The sequence below is a fragment of the Lactobacillus sp. IBH004 genome, assembly GCF_026185255.2.
Lineage (GTDB): Bacteria > Bacillota > Bacilli > Lactobacillales > Lactobacillaceae > Lactobacillus > Lactobacillus melliventris.
On sequence record NZ_CP110217.2, the window covers coordinates 988555 to 1011057 of the forward strand.

At 34.4% G+C, this 22503-nt stretch carries 23 protein-coding genes; 6 read left to right on the forward strand and 17 right to left on the reverse strand.

The features are described 5' to 3' along the window. Position 1: 1 nt before the first annotated feature. On the reverse strand, positions 2 to 3475 hold the full coding sequence (locus LDX54_RS04970) for a PD-(D/E)XK nuclease family protein (RefSeq protein WP_265666715.1): 3474 nt from the start codon (positions 3473 to 3475) through the stop codon (positions 2 to 4). Between the two features lie 75 nt (positions 3476 to 3550). On the opposite strand from LDX54_RS04970, the gene mvk reads away from it, so the two are divergent. The 4 genes from mvk to fni are packed head-to-tail and all read left to right on the forward strand — an operon-like array spanning position 3551 to position 7567. Then, the gene (mvk, locus tag LDX54_RS04975; protein WP_265666714.1) at positions 3551 to 4459 is read left to right on the forward strand and encodes a mevalonate kinase; all 909 of its coding nucleotides are present in this window, start codon (positions 3551 to 3553) and stop codon (positions 4457 to 4459) included. 3 nt (positions 4460 to 4462) lie between these two features. Continuing rightward, a complete protein-coding gene (gene mvaD, locus LDX54_RS04980) occupies positions 4463 to 5422 on the forward strand; it encodes a diphosphomevalonate decarboxylase (RefSeq protein ID WP_265666713.1) in 960 nt (319 codons plus the stop codon). A 36-nt stretch (positions 5423 to 5458) separates the two neighbouring features. Continuing rightward, the gene (locus LDX54_RS04985) at positions 5459 to 6541 is read left to right on the forward strand and encodes a phosphomevalonate kinase (RefSeq protein ID WP_265666712.1); all 1083 of its coding nucleotides are present in this window, start codon (positions 5459 to 5461) and stop codon (positions 6539 to 6541) included. A gap of 9 nt (positions 6542 to 6550) precedes the next feature. Further along, a complete protein-coding gene (gene fni, locus LDX54_RS04990; RefSeq protein WP_265666711.1) occupies positions 6551 to 7567 on the forward strand; it encodes a type 2 isopentenyl-diphosphate Delta-isomerase in 1017 nt (338 codons plus the stop codon). Positions 7568 to 7611: 44 nt separating this feature from the next. On the opposite strand, the gene LDX54_RS04995 is transcribed toward fni, so the two are convergent. The 4 genes from LDX54_RS04995 to LDX54_RS05010 are packed head-to-tail and all read right to left on the reverse strand — an operon-like array spanning position 7612 to position 11514. Then, entirely contained in the window at positions 7612 to 8409 is a 798-nt protein-coding gene (locus LDX54_RS04995; RefSeq protein WP_265666710.1) for an HAD family hydrolase, read from the reverse strand. 16 nt (positions 8410 to 8425) lie between these two features. Continuing rightward, complete coding sequence (locus tag LDX54_RS05000; protein WP_265666709.1) at positions 8426 to 9811, reverse strand: RsmF rRNA methyltransferase first C-terminal domain-containing protein; 1386 nt, start codon at positions 9809 to 9811, stop codon at positions 8426 to 8428. Then, entirely contained in the window at positions 9804 to 10706 is a 903-nt protein-coding gene (locus LDX54_RS05005) for a hypothetical protein (RefSeq protein ID WP_233557715.1), read from the reverse strand. The genes LDX54_RS05000 and LDX54_RS05005 overlap by 8 nt, the downstream gene beginning before the upstream one ends. A 52-nt stretch (positions 10707 to 10758) precedes the next feature. Next, positions 10759 to 11514: an SAM-dependent methyltransferase gene (locus tag LDX54_RS05010; protein WP_265666708.1), complete on the reverse strand. Its 756-nt coding sequence runs from the start codon at positions 11512 to 11514 to the stop codon at positions 10759 to 10761. An 84-nt stretch (positions 11515 to 11598) separates the two neighbouring features. On the opposite strand from LDX54_RS05010, the gene lepB reads away from it, so the two are divergent. Together lepB and LDX54_RS05020 are read left to right on the forward strand one after the other, a co-directional pair. After that, positions 11599 to 12177, forward strand: a complete 579-nt coding sequence (lepB, locus tag LDX54_RS05015) for a signal peptidase I (protein WP_110446101.1) — start codon at positions 11599 to 11601, stop codon at positions 12175 to 12177. Between the two features lie 62 nt (positions 12178 to 12239). Continuing rightward, a complete protein-coding gene (locus LDX54_RS05020; protein WP_265666707.1) occupies positions 12240 to 12431 on the forward strand; it encodes an LBP_cg2779 family protein in 192 nt (63 codons plus the stop codon). Between the two features lie 266 nt (positions 12432 to 12697). On the opposite strand, the gene LDX54_RS05025 is transcribed toward LDX54_RS05020, so the two are convergent. From LDX54_RS05025 to pepT, 12 genes are all read right to left on the reverse strand, one after another. Then, positions 12698 to 13537, reverse strand: coding sequence for a hypothetical protein (locus LDX54_RS05025; RefSeq protein WP_265666706.1), 840 nt, complete (start codon positions 13535 to 13537; stop codon positions 12698 to 12700). Next, positions 13537 to 14244 carry an ABC transporter ATP-binding protein gene (locus tag LDX54_RS05030; RefSeq protein WP_265666705.1) on the reverse strand — a complete coding sequence of 236 codons (708 nt, stop codon included), beginning with the start codon at positions 14242 to 14244 and terminating at the stop codon, positions 13537 to 13539. Before LDX54_RS05030 ends, LDX54_RS05025 begins: the two co-directional genes overlap by 1 nt. After that, positions 14244 to 14609, reverse strand: a complete 366-nt coding sequence (locus tag LDX54_RS05035) for a GntR family transcriptional regulator (protein ID WP_038522688.1) — start codon at positions 14607 to 14609, stop codon at positions 14244 to 14246. Before LDX54_RS05035 ends, LDX54_RS05030 begins: the two co-directional genes overlap by 1 nt. Positions 14610 to 14749: 140 nt before the next feature. Continuing rightward, positions 14750 to 15589 (reverse strand): hypothetical protein, encoded by an 840-nt coding sequence (locus tag LDX54_RS05040; RefSeq protein ID WP_198202493.1) that lies wholly within the window; start codon positions 15587 to 15589, stop codon positions 14750 to 14752. A gap of 77 nt (positions 15590 to 15666) precedes the next feature. Then, complete coding sequence (locus LDX54_RS05045; protein ID WP_198202494.1) at positions 15667 to 16494, reverse strand: hypothetical protein; 828 nt, start codon at positions 16492 to 16494, stop codon at positions 15667 to 15669. Between the two features lie 43 nt (positions 16495 to 16537). Further along, on the reverse strand, positions 16538 to 17347 hold the full coding sequence (locus LDX54_RS05050) for a hypothetical protein (protein WP_110446106.1): 810 nt from the start codon (positions 17345 to 17347) through the stop codon (positions 16538 to 16540). Further along, positions 17347 to 18051, reverse strand: a complete 705-nt coding sequence (locus LDX54_RS05055) for an ABC transporter ATP-binding protein (RefSeq protein ID WP_187157204.1) — start codon at positions 18049 to 18051, stop codon at positions 17347 to 17349. Before LDX54_RS05055 ends, LDX54_RS05050 begins: the two co-directional genes overlap by 1 nt. A gap of 10 nt (positions 18052 to 18061) precedes the next feature. After that, the gene (locus LDX54_RS05060; RefSeq protein WP_265666704.1) at positions 18062 to 18415 is read right to left on the reverse strand and encodes a GntR family transcriptional regulator; all 354 of its coding nucleotides are present in this window, start codon (positions 18413 to 18415) and stop codon (positions 18062 to 18064) included. 76 nt (positions 18416 to 18491) lie between these two features. Next, on the reverse strand, positions 18492 to 19256 hold the full coding sequence (locus tag LDX54_RS05065) for an ABC transporter permease (RefSeq protein ID WP_265666703.1): 765 nt from the start codon (positions 19254 to 19256) through the stop codon (positions 18492 to 18494). A gap of 18 nt (positions 19257 to 19274) precedes the next feature. Then, positions 19275 to 20030: an ABC transporter permease gene (locus tag LDX54_RS05070; RefSeq protein ID WP_265666702.1), complete on the reverse strand. Its 756-nt coding sequence runs from the start codon at positions 20028 to 20030 to the stop codon at positions 19275 to 19277. A gap of 5 nt (positions 20031 to 20035) precedes the next feature. Beyond that, a complete protein-coding gene (locus LDX54_RS05075) occupies positions 20036 to 20923 on the reverse strand; it encodes an ABC transporter ATP-binding protein (RefSeq protein ID WP_265666701.1) in 888 nt (295 codons plus the stop codon). A 332-nt stretch (positions 20924 to 21255) separates the two neighbouring features. Beyond that, the gene (gene pepT / locus LDX54_RS05080; protein WP_198202501.1) at positions 21256 to 22497 is read right to left on the reverse strand and encodes a peptidase T; all 1242 of its coding nucleotides are present in this window, start codon (positions 22495 to 22497) and stop codon (positions 21256 to 21258) included. Positions 22498 to 22503: the final 6 nt, after the last annotated feature.

The following is a 22503-nucleotide window of genomic DNA, read 5'->3' on the forward strand; positions in this document are numbered from 1 at the left end:
CTTAATCGTTCTCCTTTAGCCGTTTTTTGATTTTTTCAAGTAATTCTTCCTTTTTAATATTACCAATTTTATGATATTTATTTTCTTTCAGCATGGCATCAAAAAAGAAAATGTCACGGTAATCTGAATATGTTAAGGCATTGATACCATTGCCGTATTTATAAGGGTTTAATTTTATTTGCCCTGATAAAATTTGACTGGAGGCTTCTTTAATCAGTTCTTCGTCATATTTGAGCAGCAAGTCAAGTTCATCATCTTTAAAAGAACTGCCACTAAATTTTAAAGTGCCATCTTTTTTGGATCTAACCCCGGTATAAAGAGAAGATGAATAGCTTGGCTGTTTTAAATCAGGCTCAGCTTCCAGCATTAATAATTGGTCGTTATTGATCAAACCGGTATATTTAAGCTTAACTTGACCATCTAAATTGGCTTTTTTGACCTGCAAATTATTACTATATAAATCTTTACCATTTAGTCTATCCGTTTGCCTTGTGACAGTTTGGTAAAAAGCACCTAAAAGTGAAAAAGGCGTAGACCCTGCAAAAAACTTTTTATTTTGCAGCAAGACATCCAAATAGGAAACCATTTGTAAAGAAATACCATGATAAAATAATCCTAAATTAAATTTCTTAGCGGAAGACTTATAGTCAATTACTTGAGCTATTAATCCATTCTGATCAGCAACCCGAGCTAAATCTACTCGATCCATTTTGCCCCTTAAATTGACGTAATGTTTGCCAGAGAGATTAGGAATTTTCAAGTTAAGACCCTTGACCAGTTCACCATTACCAAAACTAAGTTCTGAATATTTAGCACGTAACGGCGTTTTGGTGACTGCCTTGTGCCAGTTAGTAGCAACTTTAGTAGTGGTTTGGTCAAGACATTTAAATAAAAATTCGTTAAAGGGATCGTTCAAAAGCTGCTTATACCGGGCTTCACTCTGCATTTGAGTGCGCGCCACTTTGAGGAGCTCATTAAGTGTTGGGCCATCAATTTCTTCTAAATCGAGTGAGCGTTCATTTAATTCTTTAACTAACCTATCAAAAGTTTCATGAAAGTAGTTTCCGGCCTGGATGGTATCAAGTTCATTTTCAAATCTTTTATGCAGATGCAAGCCATAAGTTAGAAAATATTCATATGAATTTTCATAGAATGTTTCTAGCTGAGAAACCGAAGAATTAAGGTTATTGCCGTATAATTTTTGCGCCAAGTCAGGCCCAATGTTTTGGGGTTCATTAATAAATTGGCTTGCGGCGATAACTTTAGTCGTCTTTTGTGGTAAGAGATCATGAGTTAGCTTTAATAATTCTTTTACGCCAATATTTTTTTCAGCCTTATTAAGGTAACCTAAGTAGCCTAAACTTGCTTGGGCATTAGTAATAAAAGACAGTAGCTGACTCGTTTCTTCTGGCAGATTATGCTGCGAAAATTCTGCTGCACCAGCTGTTTTAAACCTTTCATAATAAATTGAAGGCTGAACAGTACTACCCTCATCAGTTGCTAAAGAATATGATAAATAAATCTTATCCTGTGCTAGAGCCAGGCAATTACCAAACTGGTAATTTTGATCCCAGTTGCTTAATTCTTGTCTGTCTTCAATATATGAGTCTTCACCAAAATCCTTTTTCAGTTCTGCTAGGTTTTCTGGACTTAAAAACCCGGGAGTGTTTTGTATCTGCGGCAGTCCATTAACCGTTGCGCCCATAATAAAAACTTGTTTATAGCCACTAACTTGAACAATCCCCATTTCAGATAAATTGACTGCATCAAGTGTGGCCGGAATTTGCGAAAAGGTAGCTTCCTTAAAACCATTGATCAGTACATTAAAAAAGCTCTTAAGGTCAAAACTGTCCGGATTAATCAGTAAATAATCATGTAAGAGGTTGATCAATAAGTCCCAAACCTGCTCAGACTGACGCGCTTCTTGCAAGGCTCCACTCTCTTGAGCATCAGCACGCCACTTTTCTAAAATATTATTCACTCCGTTTCGAGTTAAAAAGTCGAAAAAGGTCGTAATTGCTTTTTGGGTATTTGTCTCATCTTTTAAGCTTTGGAACAACTTGGTAATTTGTTTAACAAAAAAATCCTTTAGTTTATCTATTTTGTTAACTTCTTCTGGTACCTTGTCTAAATCAATTACCTCTGCAGCCATATATTCAGTGAAACTTCTGCGCCAAAGATTATGGTTAATGCCGTGTGCCAGAACAAAATTTTCCAGCTGATCAACATCGTATATATAAGCAGATTCATCTTGATACCACTTCGGGATAATAAGCCTAGTTTTCATGATTGCCAGCATATTTTGCGTTTGAAATGGTCTATTCAGCAACTGCGCAATATTTTCAATCAAAACAACCAGAGGGTGATATTTCATTTCCTGCTGCAAGTCATTAAAAAATGGAATTTGATTCTGCCTTAAAATTGGAGTTAAATACGTTTCGTATTCATGTAAATTAGGTGCCAAAACCAAAAAGTCCTGGTAACGATAATGCCTTAAAGCAACCTGCTGATAAATGGTATGAGCAACGTAATAAGCTTCAGCGTATCTATTGTCAGCACGCACAAGCTGCACCTGATCCAGTTCACTAATATCACTAACCGTCCCCGTCCAAAATTCATTGAGTAACTCTCTTTTGGTAGGTTTGGGATTAATAATTGTCGTTGATATTTGATGAGGCAAATTACGGGTTTGAATATACTGCAATAGTTTATTGATGGTAGTTTGAATAACGTAATCATAATCACCCGGCTCCGGGGTAGAATTAATTTCACCCTCTTTGGTTTTGAATGCCAAAGTGACACTATGAGCTTTAGCCATTAGTAATTTGACGGTTAAGCATTCTTGCAGTGAAAAATGGGAAAAATCACTGAAGTAAAAGTCAGTTGTGCTTAGTCCCTTGCAATCAGCCAGATATTCATTTAATTGCAATTGAATTTCATTTGAAGTAGAAAATTTACCTTCAATAGCCTCAATGAAAGCAGAATATAAAATATTCAAATCTGCAACTTTGTTTTTGGTTTCAAGATCAAGAGTATCCAGATCAATCTCGTTAAGATCCAAGTTACCTTCGCGTATTTGCAAGATTGTGTCATACAGTTGTTTGAGCAAGCCGGGATTTAAATTGGTGGTTTGAAAGAGATGCAGCTGCTCTTTTTTTTGCTCAATGATTTTTGCTAAAAGCATAGCCGCTGCAGCATCATCCAGCTCTGTTGGTAAGCCCTGCTTGGCATCTTTTAAGAAGAACCAGGCCAACCTGGAAAAAGATAAAACTTGTAAATTTTTCACTGATTGCTCTGTCTGGTTTTTACTAACAGCTAGCCTGTCAATTGCCCTGACTTCTGTGGTAAACTTAATGTGATTAGGAACGATGACAAAAGTTTTATGATTAGGAAAACGCTGATAATTTTCTATTGCTTCCTGTAAAACTTTTTCCTGCATGGGATCGGTTTGCCGACCTAGTAAAATTTTAATCATCTGTTCTGCGCTCCTTTGCCATTATTTTAGCATAGGAACTAAAAATTTTTAAAAACAATAAGGATCTTAAATAAAATGAAATCAAGTTTTTTAGGACACGGAAAAGTTATTTTAATTGGTGAACATTCAGTAGTTTATGGCTATGATGCTTTGGCATTGCCAATCACTTCTTTGCATATTAAAACAACTGTAGAACCATCTGAAAAAATGTGGATGGATACGGCTCATTACCAGGGGCCTTTTTTTATGGCTCCGGATGAATATGATGGCTTAAAATATGTAGTTAAAACAATGTTAAAAAAAGCCGCAAGTCAAGCAGCTCTTAAAATAACCTATACGGGAGAGATTCCAATTGAACGCGGCTTAGGTTCTAGTGCAACCGTGGCGCTGGCGACTACACGCGCAATGAATGATTATTTCCACTTAAATTTAACTGAAACTGAAATTATTAATATAACTAACCACGCAGAAATGATCAACCATGGTAAAGCATCGGGCCTTGATGCTGCCACTGTTAATTCTGATTGCCTCATCTTTTTTAATCAAAAAGATGGTCCCAAGCCGCTAAGGTCGAAATTACAAGCTACCTTACTTATCATGGATACAGGTGATTTGGGTAGTACGAAAAAAGCTGTCACTCAAGTTCATAAGCTTCTAACTGAATCCCCGACAGCGCAAAGCAATCTTGAGCAATTAGGTAGATTAGCTGATGAAACTAAAACTGCCTGGTTAAATAAAGATGCAGCGACAGTAGGCTCATATTTTAATCGGGCTCAAGAAATATTGCATTCATTTAACCTTTCAACTGGTAAGATTGATCAACTACAAAAAATAGCTCTCGCAAATGAGGCCTTGGGTTTTAAATTGTCTGGCAGTGGACTGGGCGGCATCGTGATTGCTTTGTGTCGCAATGAGGATGATGCTCTGAAAATAGCGCATAAATGTCAAAATATTGTGGCACATAGTTGGATTGAGGAAATTTAATTTATGGAAAAAACAGTTCGTGCTCATACCAATATTGCCCTGATCAAATATTGGGGAAAAGCAAACCAAAGTCTGCGTTTACCACTAATGTCCAGTTTGTCTATGACACTTGATCAATTTTATACTGATACTAAAGTTTCTGCAGGTCCTAAAAACCAGTTTTGGTTAAATGGCGTTGAACAAAGCGGACACAGTTATCAAAGGGTTTTTTCTTTTTTAAAACTGTTACAAGAAAAATTTGACGTTAAGGGTAATTTAAAGGTTGAGTCAGTTAATCACGTTCCTACAGCTGCAGGCCTGGCCTCTTCCAGTTCTGCTTTTGCGGCCTTAGCCGGAGCCTTTTGCGTGCACTATGGTATTAATTTGTCAGCAGTTGAACTTTCCCGTCTGGCTCGTTGGGGTTCAGGTTCAGCCAGCAGGTCAATATATGGCGGCTTTGCGATTTGGCAAAAAGGTACTGATAATGAATCATCCTATGCCTATGCTTTAGATGAAAAACCTAAAATGGATTTACAACTATTGGTGGTTGAATTGAATAAAAATCCTAAAGAATTATCCTCTACTCAGGGCATGAAACAAGCGCAAACCTCTCCTTTTTTCAGGCCCTGGCTTGAGCGTAATCAAGCTGAGTTGGCCCAGATGGTTGCTGCTATCAAAGCAAATGATTTTTCAAAACTGGGTAGTTTAGCAGAATTAAATGCCTGTGAAATGCATGCTGTTAATTTAACTGCCCAACCGGGTTTTACATATTTTGAGCCTGCAACTATTAAAGCAATCAAATTAGTAGCTGATTTGCGCAGGCTTGGTATAGAATGTTACTTCACAATAGATGCCGGACCTAATATAAAAATCTTAAGTCAATTAAAAAATGTAAAAGATATTACTAAGAGGTTTGTATCCGAATTCCATAATGTTAACATAATAAATGCAAGTTTTGGTCCAGGTATTTCATGTCTGAACTAGTTAATGTAAATTAATTGATTAGGAGATTTAATTCTTTTGATAACAGAACAAGCACCCGGAAAATTATACATAGCTGGCGAGTACGCAGTATTAGAACAAGATTGTCCTGCAATTTTAGTCGCAGTCAATCAATTTATTCGTGTTTCAATCATTAAGTCGAAATCAAAAACTGGTTTAATCCACTCTAAACAATATTCTCAAAGCTCCATTCATTGGGTTAGAAATGGCGCAAAAATGGTTATTGACAATCGTGATAATCCATTCGAATATATTTTGGCTGCAATTTCATACACGGAACGTTTCTGCTTGGAACAAAAAGTCAAGATGAAAGTCTATGACTTATATGTCAATTCAGATCTTGATTCTTCGGATGGGAAAAAATATGGTTTGGGCTCCAGTGCTGCAGTTACAGTAGCCACAGTCAAAGCAATCTTGCGTTTTTATAATGTTGCTTTTAGTAATGAATTAGTTTATAAATTATCAGCCATTTCTCATTACTCAGTTCAAGGAAACGGTTCGGCTGGTGACATTGCAGCCAGTGTTTATGGTGGCTGGATTGCTTACCAGACTTTTGATAAACAATGGCTTGCTAATGAACTGGCTCATAAAACATTATCGGAAGTGGTCAATGAAGCCTGGCCTGGTTTGAAGATACAACTTTTAACCCCTCCCGCCGGCTTAAAACTGATGATTGGCTGGAGTCAAAAGCCTGCATCCACTTCCCGGCTCGTTGATGAAACTAATGCCAATAAGGCTGCCTTAAACGGACAATATCAAGAATTTCTCAGGCTTTCGCGTAAATGTGTACTAAAGATGATTGCCGGATTTGAACAACAAGATATTCAGTTAATAAAAAAGCAAATTCGAGTTAACCGCAAATTGTTGCAACATTTTGCTCAAATAAATCAGATTGCAATTGAAATTCCGCGACTTTCCCAACTGATTAATATCGCCGAGTCATTTGGAGGAGCAGCTAAAACTTCCGGTGCCGGTAATGGCGACTGTGGTATTGTAATCGCTGATACAAATACAGATACTGCCTATCTTGAAGATAAATGGCGCCAAAACGGTATAATGCCGCTAGACTTTCGCGTTCACCAAATTCGGGTTGCAGACTAGAGGAAGAACATGTCACTTAGATCTAATCGTAAAGAAGAACATTTGGTTTTAGCACAAAAATTTTATCAAGATAATAAACAAAATAGTTTTGATCAGATGCATTTGGTGCGGCCGGCCTTACCTGAAACTGAAGTAAGTGTCAAAGCCATACAAACCACAATGTTTAGCAAAAAAGTGGCAGCTCCCTTTTTTATTAATGCAATGACCGGTGGTTCTCGTAAATCCTATTTGATTAATAAGAAATTCGGACAAGTGGCCGCTAAAACCAATATTGCTCTGGCACTTGGCTCAGCCAGCATTTTGACGAAAGAACCTTCTCTTAGTGACAGCTTTTTGATTGCACGTCAGCAAGATCCCACTGGCGTTTTAATTGCAAATGTAAATGCTAAAACTGCGGCCGAACAAGCACAAAAAATAGTCACAGAATTAAAGGCTGACGCTTTACAAGTTCACTTGAACGCAGTGCAAGAAATAGCCATGCCTGAGGGAGACCGTGACTTTTATTGGCTAAATAATTTAAAAAAATTGCGTCAAAAAGTAACCGTGCCAATTATCATTAAAGAAGTCGGCTTTGGTTTAGATGAAAGAACAATTCATTTGTTGAAAAATGAAGGCTTTAAAGTTTTCGATGTTGCTGGCAGTGGGGGCACAAATTTTGCCCAGATAGAAAATGCTCGTAATACCAATGATGTTTCTTATCTGAGTGATATCGGCTTACCCACTGTCATTTCAAGCTTAATGGCTGCTAAACAGCAGGTTGATTTTATTGTTTCAGGTGGCGTGCGTAATCCTTTGGACGTTTTTAAGGGATTATGTCTAGGTGGAAAAGCTATTGGTATATCAAATGTTTTTTTGCAAGCGTTAATCAAACATGATGTTAATTATTTGCAAAATCTTATTTTAGAATGGCAAGAAGAACTTGCTAATCTGTTAGCTATTTATGGTCAAAATGATTTAACAAAGTTAAACGAGATTAAAAAATATTATGATTTACCATTGAAAATAGCCATTGATCAGCTATTATAGGTTCTTATAAAAAAACAAATAACTATTGTCTTACATATGATTAGTTATTTGTTTTTTTGATTTAATAGACGCCATATCTCTTTTTGAACGGCGCTGTCATTGCTTGAGCCGATAATGTGAGTAGCAGCCTTCTTAGCCACGGGAAGTGCTGTTCCTGTGGCATAACTGGTGCCAGCATATTTTAGCATCCCCACGTCATTGCCGCTATCACCAAAAGTTACCATTTCTTTAGGATTAATTTTGAATTTACTACTTAAAAACTGTAAGCCCTTTGCCTTATTCATACCTTTTGTTGACATATCTATCGATGAAGAAGAGCCAGAAACAAAGTCAATTTCAGGATAATTACGTCTTAATTTTTCTAAAAGATGCGGCATTTTATTTTCAGCAACATCAAACGTAACCTTGAAGATTTGATCATCAAGGTGATTAAAACTCTCAACAACTGTCAGTTTTTCATAGTACTTTTTTAGTTCTTTAGCGTACTCAGGTCCATCTTTTTTTAAAATATAAGCGCTGGCAAGACCCGAAACCGTGACTTTTTCATTACTTTCCTGAATTATCTTCATGATTGTTTGCCAGTCCTTTTCAGAAAGACAATCAACGTGAATTACCTGCTTGCCTTGTGCTACTAGTGCCCCATTCTCCGCTATGTAGAATAGCTGATTGGCCACTTGTGGAAATCGCGAATATAAATTTTCAAACTGATTTCCGCTGGCAACAACAAACTTAATTCCCTTTTTTTGCATAATCTGAAATTCTTGCAAAAACAATTCCTGATCATACGTTTTCTGATCTGTTAACCAAGTTCCGTCCATATCTGTAGCGATTAGTTTAATCATTCTTTTTTTCTTTCTATTAAACTCGTAGTCCCTTAGGATAATAATTCTTAATAATATGATTGCTGATTTTACCAAAACCTAAAATGAAATTTTTGTAGCTGACCAAAACAAAACCTGTTTCGTTAGCTTGCGTTTTTAATGTTTCTCCGTGTAAATATTTTAAATAGCTTTCCCTGCTTAGTTCAACTACTCTGTTTTGTTTCTGTTCTGCTAACACCATGGCTAATTGATGTCCGGGTTCAAAACGGTTTTTCTTTAACACACCCAGTTCAACGCCATTTGCTAGTATCTGCAAATGAAGATTCGCACTATCTGATAATGCCGGTATAAAAACGTGATTATTACGTACTCGACTATTTAACCGCCAATTTTTTATTGCTGCTGGTAAACTAAATTTATCTAGTACTTCCGCTATTAATTGAATTTCAGATTTAGTTAGAGCTTCTTTTTGAGGCCTTATTTTTTTCTTCTTTTTTTGATTTGGCGAGATTTTGGCTTGAACCACCACGTTTGGTGATAATTTTAATTTTGCAGCAAATTGCCCTTCACCTAGTTCAGCTGTAGGCCAAAATCGTACTGTCTTAATGAGATCAGGGTTATTGTCAGCCCATTCAGGGTGTCCATGAGCAATAGCGTGCGTTTTTACGTTTAGTGACATAATAGTCAAATTAAATTTTTGCGTTAGCCACGAAACTATTTGTTCATTTTCCTCTGGAGAATATGTACAGGTTGAATAGACTAATTCTCCTTCTGGCTTTAACATTTTGACTGCCGCATTTAAGATTTCCTTTTGCCGTTTTTGGCAAAGCATGACGTAATTTTGTGACCAATACTTAATAGCCTGAGGGTTCTTACGAAACATACCTTCGCCACTACAAGGCGCATCAACTAAAATTTTATCAAAATAATGAGGAAAACACTGTGCTAATTTTTCTGGCTTTTCGCTGACAATTAAAGAATTTGTTGTACCCCAACGTTCAAGATTTTCGCGCAATACTTTTGCTCTAGCGTGTGAAATTTCATTTGCAACCAAAAGTCCTTCACCCTTTAGCTGTTCGCTGATTGCAGTACTCTTGCCACCTGGTGCGGCACATAAATCAAGCACTTTTTGTCCCGGACGCGCTTCAACAAATAATGCTGGAAACATTGCCGTGGGTTCCTGTGAATAAACAGCTCCACTTACCCAGGCTGGATCTTGACCACTGATTTTACCATAATAGGCTTGGGGTATGCCTGAAACTTCTTTTTTTGGATCACAAGAAAGACAGTGGTTTTCTTTTAATGAATTAACGCGAAATGCACTTTTGGGACTATCATTAATTGAATTGAAAAACTGCTGTGCTCGACTTTTTCCTAATAACCTAGTATATTTTTCCTTAAAATCCTCAGGCAGTTTAGGCATTATTTTGATCCTTTCGTGATAAATGCAAGATGCATATGCTGTATATAATAGAAATGATGATCCAGCAGCCTGTAAGGAGCCAGATTAAATGCTGCGGCTTTGATAAAAATGTTCGCCATATCAAGAAGAAATATGCACTTATAGTTACCAATACTTCAATCAATAAAATTCTGATACCGTGATTTATTAACCAATTACGCAATAAATTGCCCTTTAAGTGAGTTGACTTAACCGTTTTCCAATCTATAAAAGCTAAAACTAAATTGCTAAATGAAGCAATTAACAAGAAGATTATGATAAATGTAATTTCCCTAATGATTGAAAACTGATGTATTTGGTGGTTTTTCACAAAAAGCGGTATTTTAGCCTTAACCCCATAATGTTTGGCAATTTGGCGAATTACTTTATTTGAACTATCTATTATAATTTGATAATCACGTAATTTGAATTTTCCAGTTGGCTGTTTGGGACTAGTACTAAGATAATAACTATCCTGCTTCATTTGGCGATAATGTTTTAAAGTACCCACAACCGTGTAATATTTTTTATTCAAATAAACATATTCGTTTCCTTGCACCTTATATGTAGGGACTTTAGCATTTAATCCCAGTACAGCAAAAGAAACCCGCCCTTTAAAATCATCTTTGGTAAAATATCTGCCAGATTCAGTCGGTAGGTTTAATACATCATGATTTGACCACACCAGAGTTTGATTTTTCTTAGATTTGCAAGTCATATGAACTTGAATTTTATTACGGGGATATTTTTTTTGCAAAAATAGCAAAAAAGATCTAACATTTTGCTTATTTTTTATTTCAATGTAGCGGGTATTATTACTTAGACCATATGCCTCAAGTAGTTGATCCGCTTCTCGTGACTGAACGTTTGACAGCATACTGCCAATTCCTAGAAACGATAAAAATATAATAATAACTAAAATTATTTTTTTAAATTTCATGTGCTATCTCAAAAATTTGTTCATCAATAAAATCAAAACTTGTAAATGTCTGGTTGATTAGCCTTAGTTCCTTTGAATGAAGAAATGGCTCCTTTTGCCAAAAACTTGCAGAGTTGGTCACACCATTTCTTTCACCTACAAACAATAAATGTGTGGCAGAATTTAATTTTTGCCAAGCGTTAACGACTTTTTCATCACTGTTGCCAAAATTAGGTGCCCAGGAGCAAATTATTAAATCGACATCATTAAATTGATTTACAGCTGTTACAGCATCATAATTACTAACAGGCACAAATGCTTTAACGCCAGTGTTTGAAGTCTTTGACCAATTAAAATTATCCGTGACCGTCATTTTAACGCCTACTTGTGACAAAGATTTACTCCAATAGCCGTTACCTGCCATTATTTCTAACCCAGTGTTAACTTTTAGCTGATCTTTAATTACTTGGGCTGTTTCTAGATTTGGAATTGACCATAGGCCAAACTTAATTGCTAAAAATTGCCGGGTATTATTTAGCAGCCGATTAATCGTTTTAAAATCTTCTATTTGATCCCTAGAATTAAATTTGTGGCAAATTTCCTCAGCAATATCGGGTAAAAACCCCAGCTTTTCTGGTGCTCTTTTTAAAACCTGCTTTTGCCTTATGGTAGCAACAATATTATTAATTTCCTCTACTTGTTGATGCACAGACTCAATAATAAGTCTGGCATCCAATTGGTTAATTTTACTTAAAAAATCTGTCATTATCAAATACCTATAATGATTTTAACATTCAAACGACCAGATTTCAGTTATAATAAAGAGTAACATGAAAAAGGAGAATATTTTATGGCAAAAAAAGTTACAAAAAACCAAGACGAAGAGGAAGAAAGCTTAGGCAAATTTATTCTTGATGTTGTCATAATGATGGCAGTAATTTTGGGAGTTTTCTTTGTTTTATTCCATTTCGTACTTTCTAATGATAGAGTTTCAGGGCCATCGATGCAACCAACGTTTGAAGATAATGATCGTTTAATCGCTGTCCGCCATTTCACTCCCAAGCGCAATGACGTGGTAGTGCTGCTTGCTCCAAAAGCCGCAAATGACACCCCTGGTGCTTATTACATCAAACGCATCATTGGTTTACCGGGTGATAAGCTGGTTTCCAAGAATGATAAGATGTACGTCAATGGTAAGCTCTTACCTGAGCCTTATCTAGAAAATCATTTTAAAAAAGCTAATAATGCTCAAGGACAGACGTATACGACCAATTTTACTTATAAAGTCCCTAAGGGTTATTATTGGGTAATGGGTGATCACCGCGATATATCTAAGGATTCGCATATGTTTGGACCTGTTAAAAGACAGAATCTGATTGGTAAAGTCAAATTCAGGTATTGGCCATTTAATAAAATTCAAGGTTTTTAACTTTAATTTTCTTTGAATTTTAGTATTTTTCCGTTAAAATAAATTGTAAAGGAGAATTTAAAATGAATCAGCAGTTAGAAGAATTATCCGATGCAATTATTGACTTTCAAGTCAAACATCATGTTACTGATACGGATTTAGCTTTTGCTAGTCATTTGTCAGTTGAAAAGATTCATGCGATGAAAACTAGTGAAGGTGAATTTACTCCTGAAGAAATTAATCAGCTGTATGATTACCTTGCTGCGAATCATTAAAAAGTTAGTTATAAGTATAGCCTGCAATTCGTCTTAGTTAATTGCAGGCTTTTATTTTTAGTAAATTTAGAAGAATGCTCATTATAGGACTAGTTGCAGAAATATTCTACTTTTGACAACTTTAATAACTAAAAGCATTGTTGCTTAGACTATATCGCCTTTTGTCTTTTATCTGGTTTAACATTTTTATTATTTGTCTCATGGTTTCTTTTTGGCTGTTAAAAAGACGCTAAAAAATTTTTTAGCGTCTTTTAGTATGCCTATTTTTATTTGCCTTCCCTTGCCTCAAAAAACTTACTGAAAAGAATGGTATCAAAAAACCAAAACAATATGTTAATTAGAAGCATTAATAATAATGCAATAGCTAAATCATCATTTGTACCTGTGGTTTCTCCCATCATAAACCTAAACGGAAACGAAATTATTTGTAGGCCAATGTTACTGGCTTTGATTGCAAGCCAGGCAACTAAAATAATGACTAAAACGGCAATTATTCGAAAATAAGCTTTGCTGAGCGCTTGCGGCAGGAAGTCTAAAAGTGCACGACTAGAATAATTTAAAAAGCTGATAATGAAGTAACCAAAAAATGCGCAAAGAATAACCATCATAAGTGCACCAAAGAAATTAAACATAATCTCCAAGTCAACTTGTTGCAAATTTCTGCCAATATCAGCAAACAATTCGATTAGGGAGCTATGAAACTGACTATCAAAAGTGAAAGTTACAACACTTAAAATTAATGTGCAGATAATTTCTAATATCACAAAGAAAAGTAAAGCAGCAAATGAACTTAAAATGTTATCAAAGTAGAACTTTTTATCATCAATTGGTATTAAGCGCCAAGTCTGGTTACCACTCACCCTTTCATTTTGAAAACAGGTAGTTAAATAAAAGATTCCAGTGAACAGCCATGCTTGTACAATAAAAATAGCTAGCCATAATGTAAAAAAGTTAGAAAAAATTTGTCTGTTGATATAAACGTGGCCGTTATTAAAATTGAAAAAAGTCATCGCAAATGAGGCAACAGTCTGGATAATTAACAGAAGAGAAATCCATTTAGTTTTTAACCTAAAGAGTACGGTAAAATAACGATTAAAAATTGCCATTATTCCTCCTCCTCTCTCTGGTAAAAGCTTTCATAAAAATCTTCTACTGTTTGGTTATCCGCTCTAATTTCTTCAGTAGACTTTTGCATACAGACAGTTTTATTTTTAATAATGACAACTTCATCGAGAACGGCCGCAATTTCATTGACAAAATGGTCAGAAATTAGAATTGTGGACTTTTCTTGCTTCCATAAGATGATCGATTTGATAATCTTTTTACGAGCCATAGCATCAATGCCGGAAAAAGGTTCATCCAGAAGATATAAATCGGTTTTTCTAGAAAAAGTTAGAGCAATTATCAGCTTTTCTTTCATTCCTTTGGACATTTCAGATAAGCGCAGATCAGAAGCTAAATTCATGAATTTTCTTAACTGCACAAATTGCTTTAGACTAAAATCATGGTATAGAATTTGGTAAAATTTGACGATTTCATTAATTTTAACGGAGTTAGAAAATCCAGTTAAACCGTCAGTAAAAGAAAGATGTTCCTTTCTTTCAGCCTCCTTAGCAAAGCCTGCAACTTTTACCGTGCCATGGTAATTTTTGGCAACTCCGCTAATAATTCTCATCAATGTGGTTTTACCTGCACCGTTTTCGCCCAAAAGAGCGACAATTTTTCCCGGTTTGAGTGTTAAATTTAAATCAGTAATAATTTTTTTCTGGTTCTTTTTGTAAACCAAATCGGTTATTTCTAAAGGGTTTGCCATTATTCACGCTCCTCTTTAAGATATTCAGATAAAGATTTGAGAATTTGTTCGTCAGATACTCCTAAAGAATTCATACTATGTACAAACTTATCTAGTTCCGCATTAATTAGTTCCCTTTTTGTTTTATCAAGTAAAGTAGTATCTTCAGTGACAAAATTACCTTCTCCCCTCTTGGTGTACAAAATACCTTCAAAATTCATCTGTTGTAAAGCACGTTGCACGGTATTGACATTAACAGTGAGCTGCACTGCCAGTTCACGTACAGAAGGGATTTTTTTACCTGGCTTTAATTTACCGGTAATTATTTGTCGATATAGGTATTGCTTAATTTGTAAGTAAATGGGAATGTTATCTTTAAATTCCACAGGTCCACCATCCTTTGGCCGTAATACACCTATAATACACTATCATAAACTAGATTGATTTTTTCCGCAAACCTTTTAATTATTGTAGTTAAACTACTTTTTGTAAATAGTTGGTAAGTTTCTACTTTTTATTAGTAACCCTACTTATGTTCAGTTGCTTCATAAAAATGATTAATTAGGAAAATATTGCTGCCTAATAAAATAAGATCGCTAATTGCGTTTGCCAAAATTGCAAAAGGTAAACTACTAGAAAGATTAAGTCCATAATTAGTCGGATGAATCACTGATAAAAGAACTTGGTAAACAAAGATATTTTGGATTTTAAAGAAAAACCAGATTAAGCCGAAGATTATGACTATGTGTAATACTTTCACAACTGCGCCATTAATGTTTGCAGGGACAAAATCTAGTATTGCGCGGCTGGCAAAATTAAAGAAACTGATAACAAAATATAAAAAGAAACAACTTAAAATAGCTAAAACGATCGTACCAAGTATTATCCAGAATACATTAATGTCAAGATTGCGTTGAATTCTTTTTAATAAATCGCGGAAAAAGTATACAACAGGCTTATCGGTCAGATACGATGAAAACAGTAATATCATTACTGTGACGAATTCAAGTACAATAAAGTAAATAAAAGATACGAACGTGCTTAATACATTAACAAGATAAAATTGCCCATCGCTTATGGCTGCTAAGCGCCAAGTTTGACTGCGGTTAAATTTCTCGCTCTGTAATGGCGTAATAAAATAAACAAAAAAGATAACAAAAAAGGCCAAGAAGACAAAATATAATGCCCATTCCGGTAAAATTCCGACATTGTTTTGGGGATTTTTGCGGATATGCCAATTGATTACTTCATAATATGTAAAAAAGGCACATGCAAGAGCTGCAATTATCTGGAAAAAAAGTAATATGTGTAATTTTTTAATTTTAATTTTAAATAGTCTATTAAATAGTCTGCTAAATTCTGTCATTTGGGACCCCTTATTTTTTATTTTTGCTCGATGACAAATTGTCACTGATATAAATTGGTACTATGCCTCTACTTTATTTACTCTGCTTCAAAGAAATACTTAAATAAACAGATATTAATAACGTACATTATTAAATTAACAACTACAACAATTAAATTAAGATAGGGTAAAGTGTTGTTGTAAGCCGGATTTAAGTTTAAAAAATGCAAAAGGCTGCCTAAAAATTGGTCGACAAAAATTTTTTCTACTTTGGTAAAAAGCCAGGCTATTACGATAACAATAAAAATATGTAATAGTTTGACAATTAATCCGTTTGAAGCTACAGGAAGATAATCCATGATCGCTTTACTGGAAAAATTTAAAAAGCTGATCAATAACGAAATGAAAAGGCAACATAAAAGTAAGAGTAACATGATATCAAAAATTAAACGAATTGTATTCAGATCAAAATTTGGTCTAAATTGCTTAAACATTCTTTCGCATGATTTACGAAAAGCCTTGTCCATAAAAAATGAAACAATTAGTAAGATCCCTGCAACAATAATGTCAAGAAAAATGAAATAGAAAAAAGTAATAAACGAGCTTAAACTATTAGCAATATAAAATTTTTCATCAGTGATTGCAGTTAAACGCCAAGTTTGACTCCGATTAATTCGCTCATTTTTGACAGCCATATAAATAAAAAAGAAAATGATAAAAAAGACACTCAATAGACAAAAACCCATTAGCCAATCAGGTAAAAGTTCAGTGTAAAGATTTAAAAATTCACCAAACTCACCTGTACCAATCAGCAGCCCAAAAACAGAAAATGCTAAGGCACCAACTAATTGTATAATTAAAAATGAATAAACTTTCTTGGCTTTTTCTACAAAGAATCTGCCAAATAAATTTTTAAAAGAGGTCATGCTTTTCCCTTCTCCTTTGAAAACAATGAAACAGTATTAGGTTTTACTTCTCTCCTGCTTCAAAAAAGTGATTGATTAAGAAGACGTTAATGCCAAGTATTATTAAATCAATAATAAACATCATTAATACAACGGATTCCAATCCCGCAAGACCTGTAGATCTTAGTAAAAGTATATTGATAATATAGTTTGCAAAGACACTATAGAGCCTAACTAGTAATCCTACCAAGACGATAATTATAAATATGCGCACGAAAGAAATTAGAATATGACTTGATGCATGTGGTAAAAAGTCTAAGATTGCTTGACTGGAAAAGTTAAGAAAACTAACCAAAAAGTAAAGAAAAAGACAAGTAAGAATTAGTAGTAACATAATGCCAATAAAATCAAAAATTGCAGTACTGTTTAAATCAACTTCAATCTGTAAATTTTTGCCAAATTTAGAATTAGTAAATATTGATAAAAATAAAAAACAAATTGCAATTAACACATCTAAGAGCACAAAATAAACCAATGAAACAAATGAACTTAAGATATTGGCAACATAAAACTTGCCATCACTGATTGGTGCTAAACGCCAGGTTTGATTTCTATTTAACCGTTCATTTTCAACTACAGTTAAAATGAACAAAATCGGTCCGAACAAGAAAGTTAATGATGCAAACAGTGCCATCCATCCTGGTAAAAACTCGAGATTATTGTTCGAATTAAAGTGAAATCTGCCAGAATAAAAACTAAAATAAGTAAAGAATGCTGAAGCTAGAGAACTAATGAATTGCAGAATAACTAAAAGATAAACATTTTTGGCTTTTTTCTGCAGTAACTTTTCAAACAAATGATTGAAAACGTTCATTATTCCTCCTCCGCATCGTATAAACCTTCATAATAATCTTCAACACTTTTATGATGCTCGCGGATCTCCTCAGTAGATTTGTGCGTGTAAATGGTTTTGTCTTTAATAATGACGATTTCATCAAGCATACTGGCTATTTCGTTGACAAAATGATCTGAAACAAGAATCGTTGAATTTTCCGGTTTCCATAAAATGATCGAATTAATTATTTTTTTGCGCGCCATGGCATCTATCCCCGAAAAGGGCTCATCTAATAAATAAAGGTCAACTTTGCGCGAAAATGCCAGGGCAATGATTAACTTTTCTTTCATTCCTTTGGACATTTCAGATAAGCGCATCTCTGAATCTAATTTCATAAACTGACGTAACTGTTCAAATTGATTTTGATCAAAGTCTTGATAGATGACCTCATAAAATTTAACAATTTCTTTGATTTTCGTTGAATTAGCAAAACCAGATAATCCATCAGTAAATGACAGATGTGCCTTTCTTTCTGCAACATTGCTCTCACCTGAAATAGTAACTGTCCCGTGGTAATTTTTGGCCATGCCGCTGATGATGCGCATTAAAGTTGTCTTCCCAGCACCATTCTCACCTAGAAGGGCTACAATTTTTCCCGGTTGTAAATTTAAATTGATGTTATCCAAAATTGTTTTTAAATTTTTTTTGTAAGTTAAATCTCTTATTTCCAATAGATTTTCCATTTTTTACTCCCTACTTTAAGTGTTTAGTTAAAATTAAATTAAGCTGTCGCGCTGAAACTCCTAAGTCCTTCATATTATGCACAAATTTACTTTGTTCAGATCTGATAATGTCTCTTTTAATTTTTTCCAGTAATTTTTTATCATTAGTCACAAAATTACCCTCTCCTCTTTTAGTAATTAAAAGCCCCGATATGATCATTTGCCTGAGCGCCTTTTGAATAGTATTCACGTTGACCATTAGATGGGTTGCCAAATTACGGACAGAGGGAATTTTCTGACTGGGTTTAAGTTTTCCGGTAATTATTTGGCGACATAAATTTTCTTGGATTTGAACATATATCGGCCTATCATCTTTAAACTTCATATTTCCCCTCTAACTGTATTACATTTATAATACACTATAATATTACAATAAACTTAAAAGTTATGCAATTACTTACTTAAAATCTTTTTCTGCGAAAAATAAAATAGCCAGCAATTATAAAAATAAAGATATAGATTAGACTACCTACTAAAAGTTCTTGGTTGTTAAGGTGGGTAGTTAAAACATACATGCCATAATTACCATATTGCCGGGTTAAGTCCACCATATTAAAAGGGTTCCATTTCATAATGTTTACCAGTTTGCCTCCGTTCATTAGGTCTGAAGAAATACTTTGACCCATGAATGTAACTAGAAGGCTTGCTGTAATTACAATTGCACTACTATTAATTAGGCACGAAAGTAAAAAAACAATAGCAATAATTAACATTGTAGTAACTAAATCTATTAGAGAAGCAGTTATCATGTTTAGCCATACTGGCTGATGATATAGATATGACGCTGACCAGTTAACTTGGTAATTAAATATGGTATAGCGCAAACAAATTGTATAAAAAAGAGCTAGCAGATGCAGAAAAACATTGTATAAGAATAAAACAATATACTTTGATAAGTAAACATATATTTTATTTGAGGATTTATATAAAAGTGTCAAAATCGTATTGTTTTGAAATTCCATTGAAAAACAGGTGGCACCTACTATCACTAGGATAAACATTATGAAATCAGATGAATCAAAAGTTAATGTTAAAATTAGCTTTTTACTTTCATCTGCTAAAGCAAAACCGGTAATAAGCATTAGAAAAAATAATATAATAGCTGCAATCCAAGTAATTTTGCGGTGCACTAATTTATATAATTCTTGCTTAATACTATAAATCATTTTGTTGATCTCCTCTCTTTATACTTGTCGATGTTTGAATAGATAATATCCTAGAACCATAAAAAGTATGCCGTAAACGATATTGGCTATAATTAGCTCAAGACTTGATAAGTGCGATTTTAAGCTAAGACTTGGCTTTGATAATTGCTGGGAAATAAAAATCATATTTAAAAAATTCCATTTAATAGTACTTATAAAATTGGGAAAGCTTTGCATTAATCCCCTCGAAAAACTGGCACCAAAAAATGCTAGTACAATTCCAAAACAAACTACTACGGCATTATTTTTAACCAGCATAATGAGCATAAAGGATAAACCAATGCTAAAAAAGGAATAAATCAATGCTCCTGCCAGGTTAGCTAATAGACCATTTAAAAGATTATTACCATTTTTGGTAACTAACCAATCATATCTGACGTTATTAAAGAACATGCTTAACATCAAGGTAAGTAGAAATGCAATCACTGTTAGGAGAAAACTATAGACTAAGACAACCAAAAACTTGGCAAAATAAATTTGAAATTTGTGTGAAGTCTTATACTCCAGCATGATAATCGTGTTATTCTTGTATTCCATTGAAAAAATTGCAGATGCTACGGTAATAACTATTAAAGGAATCCACTCAATTGCACCAAATCCGTAGCTAAGGGATTGGACCGTAATAGTTTTAGTAAAAAAGTTGTAAATCATTGTTACAATGAGAACAATCAGACCATACAAAGCGATGTTTTCATGGCTAAACTTATAGATTTCCCGTTTAAAACTTGTATTCATGGTAGCTAAATCCTCTTTTCCGCCAAAATATCAACTACAATCTGTTCAAGGTTGGCCTCAAGAGGCAACATCTCCTTTAAATGAACTCCTTCTTTAAAAAGCAGATCCTGTATTTTGTATATGTCGTTTTGACTTACTATCAAATATTTTTCATTTTCTGTAAACGTGATCTGGTAAGCAGCAAAAATCTTTTTTGCAAGTTTATTATTTTCAGTAGTCAAATGGTATTTTTGGTGACTAATTTTTTCAAATTCTGCAACTTCTTTATTCAATATGATTTGTCCCCCAGAGATTAAGACAACTCTCGTCATTACTTTTTGTAATTCACTTAAAATATGACTTGAGATTAAAAAAGCTGTTCCTTGGTCAGAATACCTTTTGATTAGTTTTCTTACTCTAATAGTTGATTCAATATCCAGTCCGTTCATTGGTTCATCAAGAATTACAATTTGAGGTTGATTTAGTAAGGCGATTGCTATTCCTAATTTTTGCTTCATACCAAGAGAATACCCTTTAGCCTTATTATTAATATAGGAACCCATTTGTAAATCAGAAATCAAACTTACCATATCTTTTTGGTCATGAGCATAAAGAGTTAAATTTTGTTTACCAGTAAGAAATGGGTAAATAGCAGGGTGTTCAATTAACGCACCTGCCTTATCTAAAGTCTGATGATCATTTTCAGAAACTTCTTGTCCATTAACTACAACTTTTCCTTTGAATTTCATTAAACCCAGGATAGTTTTCATAATGGTGGTTTTCCCAGCCCCATTAGGACCTATCAAACCGATTATTTCACCTGGTTTAACTTCAAAAGTAGCATTTTTGACTAGCACAGTTTTGCCAATAAATGTACTAACATTATCCAGTTGTAGTGCGTAAATATTTTTCACTCTTAATCATCCTTACTAAAAATTATTATACTAGTGAACTACATATGTAGTACACTAGTATAATAAAATAAATTTTATTTTTTGGCAAATTTATTTTTAATCAAAAGTCTTAGAATAATTTAAATGTTCCACATCTTGCCTGTTAATATTACAAGAAATAAAAAAGGCACCTAAAACCATTTTTGATAATGATTTTAGGTGCTCGTTAGCATATTTTTAATAACTGTGCATAATTTTGCTAACCTTTTATAAGCTTAATTTCCTTTATCAGAACAAGCTTTTAACTTTTAATTTTTTTATAAACAGTCATAAAAAGACCCTTTTTTGTTTCACTATTTGTTAGCGGCAGCATTCATTTGTACCATTTTTATCATGACATCTACTGCTTTTGCCATAGACTCCAATACCGTGTATTCGAATCGTCCGTGCATGTTTTCTTGACCAGAGAAAAGATCCGGACAAGGTAAGCCTCTATAAGTCAGAAGTGAACCATCAGTTCCTCCTCTTACTGGATCTTCATTGATTGTTAAGCCTTCTGCCTTATATGCTTTTCTTGCCAAATTAACAATCTCCATGTGATCTTTAAGAATATCAGCCATATTGTAATATTGATCTCTCATGTTCAGCTTAATTCTCTCAGTCCCGAAATCCTCATTCATTTGATTGACAATAGATCTAACTTTATTTTTACGATCTTCCAGACCATCTCTTTCAAAGTCGCGCACGATGTATTCCATTTGTGCGTTATCAACTGTACCAGTAAAATTGGTAAGATGATAAAAGCCTTCTCTGCCCGCCGTTTTTTCAGGCACTTCGTTTTGTGGAAGCTGATTTTGGAAGTTAATGCCAACTTGGATAGCATTAATCATCTGATCTTTTGCCACAGAAGGATGCACATTTACTCCTTGAATATCAAGCGTGAAAGTAGCAGCAGAAAAAGTGCCCCAATCTAACTTACCAGGAGCTCCGCCATCAACCGTGAAAGCAAAATCTGCCCCAAATTCATCAATATCAAAATGCTGGGCCCCCATGCCAATTTCTTCGTCTGGAGTAAAACCAAGGCGAATTTTGCCGTGTTTAATTTCAGGATGGTTTAACAGATATTCTGCTAATGTAACTAATTCTGCTACCCCACATTTATCATCCCCACCTAATAAGGTGTCACCTGAAGCCGTAATAATAGTTTGGCCAGCATATTTTCTTAAGTTAGGAAATTCCGCAGGATCTAAATAGAATTCGGAATCTCCAAGGCGAATTTTTGATTTGCCGTCATAATTTTCATGAACTTGCGGTTTGACATTTTCCGCATTGAAGTCTGCGGTATCACAGTGTGCTAGAAGTCCCATTACAGGTACATCATAATCTACATTAGCTGGAATTTCGGCAATAACACACCCTGATTTTTGATTATAATGCACATCTTTCAGGCCAAGCTCTTCGAGATCAGGTAAAATAACCTGTTTTTGAAAATCTTCTTGACGCTTAGTTGAAGGAAACCTGTCTGAATGCTCATCAGAGCGTGAATTAACTTTGACATATTTTAAAAATCTTGGTAATAAATTTGGATACTCCATCTTATC